The following is a 15,002-nucleotide window of genomic DNA, read 5'->3' on the forward strand; positions in this document are numbered from 1 at the left end:
TGCTCACCCTGTCGAGGGCCGGACGGATACGGTTGCCCGGCGCTCGCGGATCTGGCCGGGAGTGCTGCCGAACCGCCGGTGGAACGCCTTGGTGAAACTGCTGACCGAGTCGAAGCCCAAGCCGGTCGCTATATCGGTGATGCTGCGCTGCCGGTAGGCGGGATTTCGGAGGCGATCGCGCGCCAATCGCAGACGTTCTTCCCGGATCACCTCGCTGGGGGTGGCACCGCCTGCCCGAAACGCCAGTTGGATCTGGCGTACCGACCAGCCCAGCGCACCGGCTGTACGTGCAACGGTGAGGTCTGGATCGCCGGCATGGCTGTGTATATACCGCCGGGCGGCAGATTCCACCTGGGCCAGCCGGGTTGCCGGGCTCCCTGGATCGCCGAGAATCTGCATGCAGAGCAGGTCGACGAGCTGCTCTGCGACCGTGTCGAATTCTCGATCCGTGAGTGTGGCGGCTTCGGCGTACAGACTGCCGATGATTCCGGCCGCCACCCGTCCGATGCCGGTCGTGAGATCCAGCGGCCGGGCGGTTGGTGAGACGCGGTTGAGACGGTGCCGTATCTCCTGCCACGGAATGGTGATGATGAGCGCGCGTGTGCCGGCCGGCAAGGACAGCGAGAAGGGCTGGTCGATAGGCACCAGAACCGTCGACCCGGGCGCAAGGTTGCTCTGCTCGTCGACGGAGCCGATGGTCATGGGCCGGGTGAACGGGACGATCAGCCGATAGTCGTCATCCGGGTCGGCACGGATATGCTTCGGGCTGCGGATGTAGGTGACAGCGTCCGAGCACCAGCCGACCAGCTGGAAGTCGCCGGTGCGCCGCAGCCGTATATGCCCCCGGAAATCGGTACGGTCGGAGAAGTCGTAGCCCAACCGACATTGATTCGCATCGACCAGCTGGGTCCAGTAGTCAGCCCGCTCGTGATAGTCCACCACTCTGGTCGTGACCGCCTCCGCAGCACCCGCCGGCTTCATCAGCACGTCTCCTAACTCCACGATCGTCGGTCCGGCCGTAGGCCCGGCCGAGGCCGGCTGGGACGGCTCCCACCGCGGCATGGCCTGCCAACCCCTGACTCACAACTGCGGCAGCGAACCATCCGGACAGGATTCTCGGAAGTAGTTGTCACAGTTGCCGATACACCTGCATCTACCGGAGACCATGACCCGGTGACACCTAACGAAAGGGAATGAATATGAAAAAGTCGAGCAGGCTGCTCGTCGGGGCGGGAATCGCATTTGCCGCACTCGGGCTCACCCCTGTCACCGCCTCCGCCGAACGGGGCGTGAGTGGCTGTTTCTCGTACTCGTACGAGCCCGGCATCACGACAACGACCGTCTATTACCACAACCGCTGCGATGTCGGTCGGGATGTCACAATAAGGCTCGAGAACTACGGATCGTGCGACGACGGCGGCTTCAAGATCCATGTCGACGCCGACGCAAAAGGCAAGAAGGTCGTCGAATGCGGCGATGTAGTGGAAGTGTACGGCGAGGAGTATTGATCCGCCTCGAGGGCAGGTGTTTTGCGGCGGTGCGAACCATTGTGTAAGACTCCGAATTCGGGAGATCCGGTTCAGATACCGATCCGAAGCGAAGCTCCCTCAGGATACGGCGTATCCGAAATCGACTCACATCGGATAGTGGATCCGGTGGCAACAGATAAGGAAACATGTTCTCAGCAGTTCGAGCGTCGACAGTCCTGGCGGCGGGTGCGCTGGCCACCCTCGCTCTCGCACCGGCGGCGCAGGCATATCCGGTCGGCCCCTGGGGTATCGAGGGTCCGTGTCAGGGCAGAACTCCGGCCGAATGCCAATACGTACCGTCGCCCGACGGTATCGAGTGGAAGTTGTATTCAGAGGCCTCACTCAGTACCGGGCAGGCGCTCCAAACAAATGTTTACGATAAGACCGGCGCCATAGCCTGCATCAACAACATCGGTGCCCCACCCACTTTCAAAATGTGTCCCCAGATTGCGGCACTGATCCGCGCACTGCCACCACTACGTATCGGCCCCTCGACCGGCAGCAGCTGATCCCCGTACGCGCCGAGCGCTCAGATGTTCCGCTCCGGACAGGCCGATCAGGATTTCGACGGTTCGCGAGGTGCTCACGGTCCGTGGAATCAGGCGTCCCTCATCCCGGCGAAGTCGCCGTCGGGTCTCACCGAGATGGAACGGCTGTGGTGTCAGTCGGCGCGGCGGCGGGAGCGGGCCAGTGTGCGCCGGCCGAGGGTTGTGCTGATCAGTCCCAGCGCCACCGCGATGACGGCGGCCACTATCCCGTTGCCGGTGCCGGGCCCGCCGTCTGCGGTGGCAGTGAACAGCCCTCCGAGAATTACGGCGGCCGGTCCGGCCACCAGCGCCACAACAGCGGCTACTGCTCCGGTGTTCGCGCTGAGGCGCCCGCCTGCGCGGGTCAGCGCCAGCGCGCCGCTGATCATGCCGATCAGTCCCACCAGGGCCGCTGCGGTCGGACCCAGCCGACCCGATGTCATGCCGGTGACGGCGGCGCTCTGCTGGACCGAAGCATGCGCGGCCGCCGGTAGGACGACCGTGATAACGACAGACAGGGCGGCTGCCATGGTGGTGAGCAGGTGACGGCTGGGCATGGTGTGCTCCTCGGTGGTGTCGAGTCGGTCCGTCCGATCATGCGCGGCGATCCCGCCTCCGGACATCCTGTGGACGTGGGCAATCCGTGCTGCCACCGATGCGGTAGCCGACCGTCTGGACGGCGCAGCAGACCTGCGGATGTACTGCAGGGGCGGTAGGCGTGGCTCATCCCCGTGCGGGATTCACCCCTGCGGGAATCCGGTTAGGGTGCTCGTATGGGCCGGACAGCGATCAGCGACTGGGCGATCGCAGTCGGAGTGGCGGCAGTCCTGGTGGTTGCCGGGCTCTCCGCGCAGCCCACTGTCACAACGCTCGAGCCATGGGGTTACCTACTGCTCGCAGCCGGCGGCTCGGCGTTGGCCGCGCGCCGCCGGGCCCCGCTGACAGTCTTGGTCGTGACCGGGCTCTGCGCACTGGGCTACCAGGCCGCCGGTTTCGATGTGCCGGCCGTCGCGTTCCTTGTCGCGGTGTATACCGCAGTGCGGGCGGGCCATCGGGTCACCGCGGTGGCTGCGGCGGTGGCGCTGGTGGCCGCACTGCCGCTGGCGATCCTGGTGTCGGTGCACGATATCGGCGAGGCATTCACGCAAGCCCGCGGCGCACTCGAGCTGGCCTGGCTGATCGCGGCCGGGGCCGCAGGAGAAGCGTTACGGCAGGCCGAGCAGCGGGCCGACGAGGCCGAACGCACCCGCGAAGAGACCGCGCGGCGACGCGCCGACGAAGAACGGCTACATATCGCCCGGGAACTGCACGATTCACTCACCCACCAGATTTCGGTGATCAAGGTGCAATCCGAGGCCGCCGTCCATGTGGCCCGCAAACGCGGTGAGGACGTGCCGGACGCGCTGCTGGCGATCCGCGAGGCCGGCCGGGAAGCCGCCCGGGAACTCCGCGCGACCCTCGAGGCCCTGCGCGACGACGGCACGAGCCCACCACACGGCCTCACCGACGTCGAACAACTGGTACAGCGAGCCCGCGCGACCGGCCTGGCCACGACGCTGACGATCGAAGGCCGATACCGGAACCTGCCTGCCGCGGTGGACCGGACCGGTTACCGGATCGTGCAGGAATCGCTGACCAATATCGCCCGGCACGCCGCCGCCGAATCCGCCTGGGTTCGGATCGACTATCAGCCCGATGCACTGGTCATCCATGTCGATGACGACGGCAGGGCCGTCCCCGGCGCCGTACCGACGCCAGGCGTCGGTCTACTCGGGATGCGTGAACGGGTCACCGCCCTCGGTGGTCGCCTGTGGGCAGCGCCGCGCAGCGAAGGTGGTTTCCGCGTCCACGCCGAACTTCCGGTGGAGCACGCGTCATGATCCGGGTCCTGCTGGTCGACGACCAACCGTTGATCCGCAGCGCGTTCCGCGCGCTGCTCGAACTCGAAGACGATATCGAGGTGGTCGGCGAGGCCGGGGACGGCGGCGAGGGCCTGACATTGATCCGCCGGCACCGGCCCGATATCGCGCTCGTCGACATCCAGATGCCGGGTGTCGACGGTATCGAGGCGACCCGGCGCATCGCCGCGGACCCCGAACTGGACGCGGTGCATGTAGTCGTCCTGACCAACTACGGGTTGGACGAGTACGTCTTCGACGCGCTACGCGCCGGCGCTGCCGGATTCTTGGTCAAAGACATCCATCCGGAAGACTTCCTGCATTCCATCCGAGTGGCCGCACGCGGAGACGCGCTCCTCGCACCGTCCATAACCCGCAGACTGATCGACCGTTACGTGGCTCGGCCACCGCTGGACAGCAGTATCCGTTCCGGGCTGAAAGAGCTGACGAACCGAGAACGCGAGGCCGTGACCCTGGTCGCGCAGGGTCTGTCCAATGATCAGATCGCCCGGCACATGGTGATCAGCCCACTGACCGCCAAGACGCATATCAACAGGGCGATGACGAAATTGCATGCCCGCGACCGCGCCCAGCTCGTCGTCCTCGCCTATGAATCAGGCCTGGTGAACCCGCGTCGAGGTTGATCGCCCCGCCCGCCCGCGGTAGTAGAGCATCAACGACTTCGCGTCACCAGCCGGCTGCTCGACCCGGGGCTCGGCCACGCTGCGACGACCAGGCGATCGACTCGGCCGGCTGCGTCGACGCCAGGTTCCGCAGCTCCGGATAGGCGGGTGGGAGAGAGAATTCCGTGAACGGTAACTATACGAAAGCTGGCGATCGGCGAAATCAGATATACTCTCGGGTCCGGCCCATATTCCAGAGAATTGCGGGCGTATCGGTCCCGTGATGGACCCGCCGATGTGCGGCAAAGACAACGTCCGACCATACGGACAATCTTTCCGAACTTAACTTTTCGGATCGAATATTTAATAGCAGATAATGGTATTTTCCAGCACCCGAGTTCGATGATTCCGACCACGGAAAGATTAGAACAGGCTATATTTTAAAAACCCATTCTGGGGATCCGACATCCAGTCGTACCGTTGCTCGACATTTCCTGGAGATAGCCATGAGATCGACCTCGTCCCTGTTTCGTGCCGGCATTCTTGCTCCGGTGGCCGTTGCCACCGTCTTTTGTATGGCCGCACCGGCAAGCGCCAATCCCGTCAGCGTGAACTGGAGCTGCCGTGGCACAATCCTCGGTATCGGCCAAACCTCGACCATGACCACATCGGTCACCGGCACCGCGCCGGGCTCGGCGGCGTCGGGTTCCGCGGTGGCCATCACCATCACACCGGGTGCCTCGTCGGTTCCCGGTTCGGCTTCCGGCTTCACCGTGAACAACATCAGCAACCTGAAGATGACCATTCCGACTCCGGCGAATTCGACATTGGTCTCGGCTACCGCCTCCGGGGGTACCGTGGCCGGCACCGTCTCCACGTCGGGTGGGAACGTCGTTCTGACCGTACCGGGTCCGATTGCCGGCGGCACCAGCTTCACCCCGCCCGCGGTGACCGTCAACGTCACCGCAGGCGCCGCCGGAACACCGATCACCAGTAAGTACGCGGGAACCAGCTACACCAGTCCCGGCATGACCATGACGACCAACGTCGCATTGGTCGGCAATGTCGCGACCTCGTGCTTCCCGGACCCGTCCCCGACGCTCACCACTACAACTGTCAGCTGAGCCGGCGGACAGGCGCCACGGGTAGTACCGGTACCCGCGCCGGCGGCCTGTGGTGGACACGACTGGGCCGGGTCGTCCCGGCAGCCCGGCCCAGTTCTTCCCCGGCCGCACCCGGCGCGACCCCGGTCCTGCCAGAAAGTGCCCGCGCCGAGTTCGATGTCGCGGCAGCCACTTCGGCCGAATATCGAGAAGCGCAGCATCGCATCGGCTGCCGTGTCGTACAGTGCATATCCGACACAGCCACGGTCGCTTCGACGGCCGGAGCGGTGCCCGCTTTCGTGATGACCGCCAGCCGCAGTTCGGGCTGCCGGCCAATCGATTGACAGGAGCCCACATGTCCGCTGCAAGCGCCCGGCGGCGTTCCCTCCCGCACGCAGGGAAAGCGAGGGCAGGCACTCGTGATCACCAGGCCGTCCTCGATCCGCGCTGCACCACCGCGCCCTGTGGCATTCATCGGGTCCACCGATCTCCCTGACTCCCCGGACGGAATCGGGCGCTGGGGTATCGGGCGCCCTGATCGGTGATTTCTGCTGAGTGGTTCCATATTTCAAGTGATCGAGGGGAAGGCCTATGTGCCCGAGAACCACCGAGCCCGCCCGGATCTCGGGCGAGCTCAAAAGGGCCCTGGAGTTCTATCACGGAACCGTCGAGGATCTGATCCGCGAATTGATCAGAGTGCTGGGCGTGAACGAGACCGATCGGCGTGCCCTGGAGATCGTCCTGCTCGAGGATGAGAAGGCTACGACGCCGGGAATACTGGCCGAACGGCTCGGCCTCACCGCTGCCGGCGTCACGATCATGCTCAACCGGCTGGAGAAACAGGGTTACATCGCCCGATCACTGCACCCGACCGATCGTCGCCGCGTAATTGTGATGGCCACCGAACTCGCTGCCCATCGAATACAGGAACTCGTCGTACCCATGATCGTCGAGAGCTACAAGATGTTGCTGAGTTCCTACAACTCCGCCGAACTCGACATAATCGCCGACTTTCTCACCCGCGCGGGCGAACTGCAGAAAATTCACCGCCAACGACTGCGGAAAGTAGATCCCTACTCGAAACCCTGAACACTTCGATCACGAAGTACACAAGCTCGGGAGAAATTCGAACAGCTTCGAATTTCATTGCCCGGATTTTGCTGTGGAAGTTCGGGTTTTCGAGGGAGAAAGAAGTATTCGGATGAAAACGGTTGAAAACAGCGAAGACCGAGCAGAGCCGGACATCGATGCCGAACCGCCTCGGCCTCGGATTCTGCGGTGGTGCGTTCCGCAGGCCGGAAGGCGATCGGCCGATCGGTTCCAGCGGCAGCTGTCGCGGGCGGGGGTGGTGGCTGCGTTGGTGACCACTGCGATCGGGACAACGCTCATAGTCCAGGCGGATTCGAGTCCACCGGTGCGGGCGAACATCCCGGGCGGACCCGCCACTCAGGCTTTCGACCACACTGCCGCCCGAAGCCGGACCAGCGTGACGAACACCAGTACGACACCGGACGCACCGAGCGAAGTCTCGGTACCGGGCGACGTCGCAGGCACCGACACGCCTGCCGATACCGGCGCCGCCCAGCCGACCGCCGATTCCACGGACCCCGGCACCGGCACGGCCACTGCGCCGGAATCGACGACAGCCACAACCACGGAGACCCCGGCCGCGAACTCGACGGGGGCGTCGATGAGCGCGAGTTTCTCTGCCACGGCGAGTTTCTCTGCCACGGCGAGCTTTTCGTTCCAGGCCACGCCCAGCGCGCAGGAACCGGGTACGGTCACCTCGACCCCGATATCCACGGTAACCGTCACCACGACTCCGGCGGATTCGTCGACGGTCACGGTGACAGCCGAACCGAGCACGGTGACGGCAGACCCGTCGACGATCACCGTCACATCGGCCCCACCGACCACCACAACGACAACGGCACCGACCACCACCACAATTACGACCACGACGGTGCCCACAAGCACCGCGACGAGCCCGGCTCCGGCAAGTTCGACCACCATATCCATGTCACCGGAGGCGTCCACTACACCCGCGCCGGCGACGACCACGGCGACACCGCCCGATACACCGTAGTTGCTGCCGCCGTCGGGTCGGCGGATCGTCGAGGCGCCGACAAAGGTCACGTTCGACGACACAATCCTGGGGCGGGTGTCGGCACCGACGATCGCAACGGAGGCCAGGCCGGCCCGAGAGAGCGGCGGTCGCGAGCCGCGCTGCCGAGGCGGTCCGCGGTTGTACTCGGGCGAGACAACGACGAAGGCGGCGGCCAGACGTTTCGACAGAGCCGCGACCGTCGTCGGGCCGGTCGAGGTCGGCGGGGAGCGGGGTCTCGGCGAGCTTCGCGGCGCCGGTGGAGGACAGCCGCATCGTCCCGACGCGGATGCGCAGGGGTTGCCATCGGGTATGTGGCGACGTCAACACGGCATCGGGGCGCGGTCAGGAGTTGCGTGCAACGGGAACGTAACCCTGGCAGACGTCCACCGACCCAGCTTTGCTGGCGGTATGCCTGTTCCTATCACTCCCGTGTTCTCACCGTGCGTACCGCCCTAGCCGGGTCGACTACTGTGCGCACTCTCGGTGGCCGTGGGATCCGCGCACCGCGGACAAGAGCGGGCCGGCGCCGCCGCCTCCTGTACTGCCTCGCACTGGTACTGGTGGGCACCGTTTTCCCAGGCGGTCTGGGGGCGGTAGCGATGGCCCAGGACCGTTCGGATACCACCGCGTCCAGCCGAATGGACGGCCTTGCCTGGATGAATATCCGGGATTCTGCCGGTGTGGCTCTTGCCGATTACACCTTCGTCAGCGATCCCGCTGGCCTCCTCGACCCCGGCGCCACTGTCGTCTGGACGATCGTGGGGCTGGAATTCGTCGGATACATGGTCATCGTGACCACGGCGATCTGGTTCATCGGATACGCGCTCAGCTTTGCCTGGCTCGACCTGTTCGCCGATGCGCTGCATGGAACCGCGGGTGTCCTGACCAGTCAGGTCGCCACCCCCGCCGTTCTCGTCACCGCCGTGAGTATCGGGGCCTTCTTCGTGGCCTGGTTCACCGTGCGCGGTTTCCACAGCCGGGCCGTTGTCCAGACATCCACCATGCTCGCGGTCGCCGTGCTGGGGCCGCTGTTCCTGGCCGCGCCGCTGGCAGGCGTCCTGGACTCCGACGGGTTGCTGGCCCGAGGGCGCGATGTGGGTATGGCGATTGCCGCCGGACTGAACGGGTCGGCCGACCGGAACCCGGATCTGCTGTTGACCGGTCTGGAAGAGGAGATGGCCGACAACTTCGCGCGGCGACCGGTGCAGGTGTGGAATTTCGGGCATGTCGTCGACGAGCGCTCCCCCTGTGCCGCGGCGTGGTCGGCGGGGATGACCTCAGGCGATACCGAGCGGACGCAACGCGCACTCGGTGTCTGCGGTGATACCGCCGCGGCTCCTCCGAGCATCGGGCAGATCGGCACCGGATTGGTGCTCCTGGTGTCGGCAACAGTGCTGTTGTTGTTTGCCGCTGTGCTGTCGTTCCGGCTGATGCGGGCTGCGCTCGATGCCATCTACCAGGCGTTCATGGCGATATTCGGATTCGCCGCAGGCGGTTTCGTCTTCGGCCCCACCCAGACCTATCTGGTGCGCAACCTGGTGGATTCGGGTATAGCCGCGGCCCGGATGTGCGCATATTCCGTCTTCATCGGTATCTATCTCTTGTTCCTGGGAAATGTACTCGACCAAGCCCGCGGTCACGTGGTCGCGGTAATCGTCATAGCCGCTGTCCTGGAAATCGTCGCGATGGTCCAGCTGGGCCGATTGGCCGAGAGCCTCACGCGCGGCTCGAGCTGGGCGGCCAACCGGTTCGCACTCGCGATCCAGGGGACGCCCGCGGGTTCCGGTGGTACCGCACTCGGAACGGGCAGCGCAGGCTCTAGATCCGGCGGCGGTTCCGGCATGGGAACGCTCGCCACCCTGGCCGCGCTCAACACGGTCAACACGTCGCCGCTCACCGCTTGGCTGGCCGCCGGGACGCTGACTCCGATGAGTCCGCTCGCCTTCGGCAAGATGCGCAGCGACCGGGCGGATATCGCGTCCGCCGCCAGTCGGCTGGAAGCGTTCCAGTGGAGGGCGATGGGTCGGCAGAATTGGCGCCTACTCGCACGCCGGGAAGCAGACGAATGGGGTGGAATCGAGACCGAACTCGGCCTGTCCCGGGCACTGTGGGCTCTCAACAACAGCCGGGTACCTCCTGAGCACTTGCCGTCCGTTCTGCTGGACGCGGGAGCGAGCCACGAGCGGGTCCAGAACCATATACGGGCACGACAGATCCGCAACGACACTCACTCCCGTAATCCTTACGGTTTCCGGCCGCTGCAGAAAGCCATCGCCTCGGGCCATGCGGTACTCAATCACGTCGGGACAGAAGCGGAAACGGCCTTCGCGGCACAGGCCGTCATCGACGCCAACAGCCTTGCGCGCCACACCCTCACTCCCGATCCCGCGGCTCGGGTCGACAGCACTTTTATCGCCCGCGTGCAGCGGCACTGGGATTCCGATCGGGCCCTGCGCGCGAATATCGGACCCGATGAATGGAACCAGGTCGGCCGAGACACCCGTACCGCCATCGCCCACCAACTGGCCACCGAGCATTTGGCCACGGCCCATGCCTACTCCGCCGCACCCACCGAAGAGCACCGCGAGGAACTCGCAGCCTCCCTCGAGCGGCTGGCCAACCTGGGTCATACGCTTCCCGAGTCCGGACTGGACCCCTGGGATCTGTGACCGGGCGCCGCGGGTTTCCGCGCGCCCACGCCCCCCGCCGGGCCGTCCCCCGCTGATTCGCCCAGGGTCCAAAGACCAAACCGGGGGTGAACGCGGGGCCAGACACAAAAACAGGTCAGTCCCGGTCTTGGATCGGGTCTGACCTGCTATTTCGGTGGAGCTAAGGGGACTCGAACCCCTGACCCCCACACTGCCAGTGTGGTGCGCTACCAGCTGCGCCATAGCCCCGGATGGTTGCCGCCGGTTCCCCGGCTGCCTGAACGAAGTTACACCACCTCCACGTCGGGCACCAAATCGGCTGGATTTCGAGTGAACGCTGAGGTCAGGGGGCGACCTGCTGGACCCATTCCTGGTTCTGGGTGTCGAGCTTGGTTGCGACATCGAACACACTGGGGGTGGCGGCGTCGCCGTCGAGTGCGGTTCTGAGGTCTTCGACGGCGGCGGTGGCCTGGGTTCGGGCGTCCGCGAGGCGGGCGCCGGTGGTGATGCAGTCGCGGGCGGTCTGTGGGGCGCCGGATTCCGTGGCTACGGCGGCGAGCTCGTCGTCGGTGAGGCCGGAGCCTTCCTCCGGCTGCCGGGTGGTCAGGAGGGTGTCGTGGAACTTCGAGTAAGCGACGCCGGAGCCGGTCTGCGCGACGCACTGCAGGGCGGCGGTGGCGCGGGTGGAGTAATCGCCGCTCTCGGATTTGGGGTCGAGGAAGTTGACGAAGCGGTAGCGGACCGCGACTTTGCCCTCGTCGATCTTCTGGGCGATCTCCTGGCCGTAGAGGGTTTCGAGGCTGCCGCAGCCGGGGCACATGGGGTCTTCGTAGATTTCGAGCGTTTTCGGGGCCTGCGGTAGGCCGAGCCGGACGCCGCCGTCGCTCTGTACCGCCGCCGTGACCTCGGTGTTGCGGACCGAGCCGTAGCCGTCGTTGCGTACCTCGTTGTCGCCGCCGCCCCAGCGGAAGGCGAAGAAGACGATCAGCGCGATCAGCGCCAGTGCCACCCCGCCCAGGGCGTAGGTGGTCCCGCTGGACATCGGCCGGGGGGTGTAATCGGACGGCGGTTTGCTCACGCGACCACTCTGCCGTATCCGGGCGAATCGGTCACGCGCACCCGGTGGCGGGGGTTTCAGTGTTTCGGTTTCGCGGCGTTCTTCCCGCCGGGCGCTCCGCTGAAGCCGCCTCCTCCCGCCCCTGCGGAGGAGGCGGAGGAGGCGTTATCCGCGTCTGCGGCGGCTTCCACGACGGTCGATTCCGGCCGGTCGACTTTCCCAGACGGCTCCGGTTCGGGTTCGAGGCTCGCACGCTGCATCGGTTCGGGAACGAGGAACCAGGCCAGCGCCGCCACAGCCAGCAGCGAACCGGTCACTGCAAGCCCCGCCCCGTAACCCAGCTGCTGGGCGATCGCGCCGACCACGATGGGTCCGACGACGGTGCCCAGATCCTGGGACATCTGGAATCCGGCGAGCATTGTGCCGCCGCGTGCACGGGAGCCGATGATATCTCCGACCGCGGCCTGCTGAGCGGGGGTGAACAGACCTGATCCGATACCGGCCACGAACGAGGTGACCAGCAGCCACGCCAGGTTCGGGGACAGGCCCAGTCCGGTGGTGCCGACCGCGCAGACCAGGGCCCCGGAGATCAGCAGTGGGCGGCGGCCGTAAGTGTCGGAGAGCCGGCCGGAGAAGAAGAGCACCGTCGCGTTACCGGCGGCGAAGACGGTCAACGCCACCCCGGCCATCCCGGGTGATTGACCGAGAACTTCCACGACCAGGAGCGGGACGAGCGCCATCCGGACGCCGAACACCGCGGCGCCGCTGGCGAAGTTCGACCACAGCGCCGCGCGGTATTCGGGCCGCCCCAGACCCTGCATGAAACTCACGGTGGCGGCATCGGCGGCCGATTCGGTTTCGGTGATCCGCGAATCGCGGAGATTGAAGTACACCACCGCGACGGCGACGAGCAGCGCGATCGCATAGATGAGGAAAGGCGCCCGCAGTCCCAACCCGGCCAGCGCCCCGCCGACCAGCGGACCGGACAGTCCGCCGATCAGGAAACAGGTCGACCACAGGCCGGTCACGCGACCGCGTTCGGTGGGCGGGGAAAGCCGGATCACCAGCGCCATCGAGGAGACGGTGAACATGGTCGAACCGATTCCGCCCAGCGAACGCAGCACCATCAGCTGCCAGTAGGTCTGGGCGAAGGCACTCGCACCCGTGGAGATCGCGACGATGAGCAGCCCGACCAGGTAGATCCGCCGCTCCCCCAGCATCTGCACCAGCCGCCCGCTCACGGGCGCGAACAGCAGCCGCATGGCGGCGAACGCGCTGACGATCGCGGATGCGGCAGCCACCCCGACCCCGAAGCTCAGCGCGAACTGCGGCAGCACCGGCGCGACCAGGCCGAAGCCGATTGCCACGCAGAACGCGGCGGCGATGAGCACCCAGATCTCGCTGGGCAGCGGTGATCGTTCAGTCTTGCGGGCACCAGGTCCACGCCGCCGAATACGCAGCGCGGCGAGCTTCGCCTTGACGGTCGACCCATCGGACCCGCTCACTCCGTCGGATCGGGGTCGCTCGTTCGCCAGGGCCTCATCACTCACCCCGGCAATCAACACCGAGGCCGTCGTCACAATTCCCGGGGACCACAGGGTGTCAGCGAAGGTATCTGCCCGCTGACGGTGTGGGCCCGCTCATCGTTGCCGGTCCGGTACCGCGACATCGCGGGCGGCACACGCCCGCAGCCTCCGCCCATCCGACGAGCAGTTGCACGGCGCCGCTTCGTTCATCATGGTCGCCGGCGGCTCACCGCATGAGGCCGTCACCCGCAGCTCCATCGCGCCGTACGTGTAGTCCACAGCGGTTGCCGGGATCAGTCGTCATCGCGTTGGGCATCGTTGTCCGGCCGATTCTCACGGCTCACCGCCCAGGACACGGCCGACCAGTTCACGGGCCGCATCCTGGACCTGCGCCAGATGATCGGGTCCGTGGAAGGACTCCGCGTAGATCTTGTATTTGTTCTCGGTGCCCGAGGGCCGAGCCGCGAACCAGGCGTTTTCCGTGCTCACCTTCAAACCGCCGAGCGCGGCGCCGTTACCGCGCGCCCGGGTGGCCACCTCGGTGATCGGCTCACCCGCGATCTCGGTGGCGGTTACCTGGCCCGGGTCGAGGGCGGACAGCAACTTCTTCTGCTCGGCGTCGGCGGGGGCGTCGATGCGAGCGTAGGCGGGACTGCCGTGGTTGCGTTCCAGTTCGAGATAGCGGGCCGACGGGCTCTGCCCGGTGACGGCCGCGATCTCGGCGGCCAGCAGCGCCAGCAGGATTCCGTCTTTCTCCGTGGTCCACACGGATCCGTCCATCCGGAGGAAGGAGGCACCGGCGCTCTCCTCACCGCCGAAGGCGAGACTGCCGCTGAACAGGCCGGGCACGAACCATTTGAACCCCACCGGCACCTCGTAGACGTCTCGCCCCAGCACCCGCACGACCCGGTCGATCATCGCCGAGGTCACCGCGGTCTTCCCGATCTTGGTGAGCGCATCCCAGCGGTGCCGGTTCGCCACCAGGTAGTCGATCGACACCGCCAGGAAATGATTCGGATTCATCAGGCCACCGTCGGGTGTGACGATCCCGTGCCGGTCGGCGTCGGCGTCGTTACCGGTGGAAATGTCGTAGTCGTCGCGGATCGACACCAGCGATGCCATCGCATGCGGGGACGAAGGGTCCATCCGGATCTGGCCGTCGCCGTCGAGCGTCATGAAACGCCAGGTGGGATCGACCGTCGGGTTCACGACCTCGAGCTCGAGGTCGTAGCGCTGCCCGATTTCCTCCCAATAGTCCACACTGGCGCCGCCCATCGGGTCGGCGCCGAGGCGGATCCCGGCGCCGCGGATGGCGTCGAGGTTGAGCACCGCGGGCAGATCGGCGACATAGTGGTCGAGGAAGTCGTACCGGCCGGCGGCGGCCATCGCCTGTGCCAGCGGGGCCCGTTTCACCCCGGCAAGACCGCCGCGCAGCAGTTCGTTGGCGCGTTCGGCAATGGCGTCGGTGGCGCCGGTATCGGCCGGGCCGCCGTGCGGTGGGTTGTATTTGATACCGCCGTCACGCGGTGGGTTGTGCGACGGAGTCACCACGATGCCGTCGGCCTGTGGTCGTGAACTGTCGCGGTTGTGCCGGACCACCGCATGACTGAGTGCGGGGGTCGGGGTGTAGCGACCGCGGGCGTCCACCACGGCGCCGACCTCGTTGCCCGCGAGTACCTCGAGCACGGTGGTCCACGCCGGTTCGGACAGGGCGTGGGTATCGCGCGCAAGGTACACGGGTCCCGTGATCCCGCGCGTGGCACGGTATTCGACGACCGCCTGGGTGATCGCCAGGATATGCGCCTCGTTGAACGTGGCGTCCAGGCTCGAACCGCGGTGCCCGGATGTTCCGAAGACCACCCGCTGGGTGGGTTCGTCGGGGTCGGGAACGCGACTGTAGTACGCGGTCACCAGCCCCGGCACGTCCACCAGATCGCCGGGGCGGGCGGGCCGCCCGGCTCGGTTGTGCGCCATCTTCGGAGCT

At 66.3% G+C, this 15,002-nt stretch carries 12 protein-coding genes and 1 tRNA gene; 6 read left to right on the forward strand and 7 right to left on the reverse strand.

What is annotated here, in order from left to right:
- Positions 1–3: 3 nt before the first annotated feature.
- Positions 4–1,062, reverse strand: a complete 1,059-nt coding sequence (locus tag QH195_RS22540; RefSeq protein ID WP_280436900.1) for an AraC family transcriptional regulator — start codon at positions 1,060–1,062, stop codon at positions 4–6.
- Positions 1,063–1,199: 137 nt separating this feature from the next.
- On the opposite strand from QH195_RS22540, the gene QH195_RS22545 reads away from it, so the two are divergent.
- Positions 1,200–1,508 carry a hypothetical protein gene (locus QH195_RS22545; RefSeq protein ID WP_280436901.1) on the forward strand — a complete coding sequence of 103 codons (309 nt, stop codon included), beginning with the start codon at positions 1,200–1,202 and terminating at the stop codon, positions 1,506–1,508.
- Positions 1,509–2,190: 682 nt separating this feature from the next.
- Here the strand turns inward: QH195_RS22545 and QH195_RS22550 are convergent.
- The gene (locus QH195_RS22550; RefSeq protein ID WP_280436902.1) at positions 2,191–2,613 is read right to left on the reverse strand and encodes a DUF6223 family protein; all 423 of its coding nucleotides are present in this window, start codon (positions 2,611–2,613) and stop codon (positions 2,191–2,193) included.
- A gap of 216 nt (positions 2,614–2,829) precedes the next feature.
- Between QH195_RS22550 and QH195_RS22555 the strand changes: the two genes are divergently transcribed.
- The 4 genes from QH195_RS22555 (at position 2,830) to QH195_RS22570 (ending at position 6,769) form a co-directional block, all read left to right on the forward strand.
- On the forward strand, positions 2,830–3,936 hold the full coding sequence (locus QH195_RS22555) for a sensor histidine kinase (RefSeq protein WP_280436903.1): 1,107 nt from the start codon (positions 2,830–2,832) through the stop codon (positions 3,934–3,936).
- On the forward strand, positions 3,933–4,598 hold the full coding sequence (locus tag QH195_RS22560; protein ID WP_280436904.1) for a response regulator transcription factor: 666 nt from the start codon (positions 3,933–3,935) through the stop codon (positions 4,596–4,598). Before QH195_RS22555 ends, QH195_RS22560 begins: the two co-directional genes overlap by 4 nt.
- Before the next feature lie 485 nt (positions 4,599–5,083).
- Positions 5,084–5,701, forward strand: a complete 618-nt coding sequence (locus QH195_RS22565) for a hypothetical protein (RefSeq protein WP_280436905.1) — start codon at positions 5,084–5,086, stop codon at positions 5,699–5,701.
- A 570-nt stretch (positions 5,702–6,271) separates the two neighbouring features.
- Complete coding sequence (locus tag QH195_RS22570; RefSeq protein ID WP_280419878.1) at positions 6,272–6,769, forward strand: MarR family winged helix-turn-helix transcriptional regulator; 498 nt, start codon at positions 6,272–6,274, stop codon at positions 6,767–6,769.
- 357 nt (positions 6,770–7,126) lie between these two features.
- Here the strand turns inward: QH195_RS22570 and QH195_RS22575 are convergent, their stop codons facing one another.
- The gene (locus tag QH195_RS22575) at positions 7,127–7,816 is read right to left on the reverse strand and encodes a hypothetical protein (RefSeq protein ID WP_280436906.1); all 690 of its coding nucleotides are present in this window, start codon (positions 7,814–7,816) and stop codon (positions 7,127–7,129) included.
- A gap of 651 nt (positions 7,817–8,467) precedes the next feature.
- Here QH195_RS22575 and QH195_RS22580 point away from each other — a divergent pair.
- Entirely contained in the window at positions 8,468–10,456 is a 1,989-nt protein-coding gene (locus QH195_RS22580) for a hypothetical protein (RefSeq protein WP_280436907.1), read from the forward strand.
- Between the two features lie 155 nt (positions 10,457–10,611).
- Here the strand turns inward: QH195_RS22580 and QH195_RS22585 are convergent.
- The 4 genes from QH195_RS22585 to pgm form a co-directional block, all read right to left on the reverse strand.
- Positions 10,612–10,684 (reverse strand) — tRNA-Ala (locus QH195_RS22585).
- 94 nt (positions 10,685–10,778) lie between these two features.
- Positions 10,779–11,513: a DsbA family protein gene (locus tag QH195_RS22590; protein ID WP_280436908.1), complete on the reverse strand. Its 735-nt coding sequence runs from the start codon at positions 11,511–11,513 to the stop codon at positions 10,779–10,781.
- 56 nt (positions 11,514–11,569) lie between these two features.
- Positions 11,570–12,952 carry an MFS transporter gene (locus QH195_RS22595; RefSeq protein ID WP_432278409.1) on the reverse strand — a complete coding sequence of 461 codons (1,383 nt, stop codon included), beginning with the start codon at positions 12,950–12,952 and terminating at the stop codon, positions 11,570–11,572.
- Positions 12,953–13,351: 399 nt separating this feature from the next.
- Positions 13,352–14,992 (reverse strand): phosphoglucomutase (alpha-D-glucose-1,6-bisphosphate-dependent), encoded by a 1,641-nt coding sequence (gene pgm, locus QH195_RS22600; protein ID WP_280422558.1) that lies wholly within the window; start codon positions 14,990–14,992, stop codon positions 13,352–13,354.
- Between the last annotated feature and the right edge of the window lie 10 nt (positions 14,993–15,002).

The organism is Nocardia carnea, assembly GCF_029868855.1.
GTDB classification, from domain to species: Bacteria; Actinomycetota; Actinomycetes; order Mycobacteriales; family Mycobacteriaceae; genus Nocardia; species Nocardia carnea_A.

What these genes read in the sequence shown, in the direction of transcription:
- QH195_RS22540 (WP_280436900.1), bottom strand. Translation starts at nt 1,062, where the DNA reads ATGCCGCGGTGGGAGCCGTCCCAGCCGGCCTCGGCCGGGCCTACGGCC.
- QH195_RS22545 (WP_280436901.1), top strand. Translation starts at nt 1,200, where the DNA reads ATGAAAAAGTCGAGCAGGCTGCTCGTCGGGGCGGGAATCGCATTTGCC.
- QH195_RS22550 (WP_280436902.1), bottom strand. Translation starts at nt 2,613, where the DNA reads ATGCCCAGCCGTCACCTGCTCACCACCATGGCAGCCGCCCTGTCTGTC.
- QH195_RS22555 (WP_280436903.1), top strand. Translation starts at nt 2,830, where the DNA reads ATGGGCCGGACAGCGATCAGCGACTGGGCGATCGCAGTCGGAGTGGCG.
- QH195_RS22560 (WP_280436904.1), top strand. Translation starts at nt 3,933, where the DNA reads ATGATCCGGGTCCTGCTGGTCGACGACCAACCGTTGATCCGCAGCGCG.
- QH195_RS22565 (WP_280436905.1), top strand. Translation starts at nt 5,084, where the DNA reads ATGAGATCGACCTCGTCCCTGTTTCGTGCCGGCATTCTTGCTCCGGTG.
- QH195_RS22570 (WP_280419878.1), top strand. Translation starts at nt 6,272, where the DNA reads ATGTGCCCGAGAACCACCGAGCCCGCCCGGATCTCGGGCGAGCTCAAA.
- pgm (WP_280422558.1), bottom strand. Translation starts at nt 14,992, where the DNA reads ATGGCGCACAACCGAGCCGGGCGGCCCGCCCGCCCCGGCGATCTGGTG.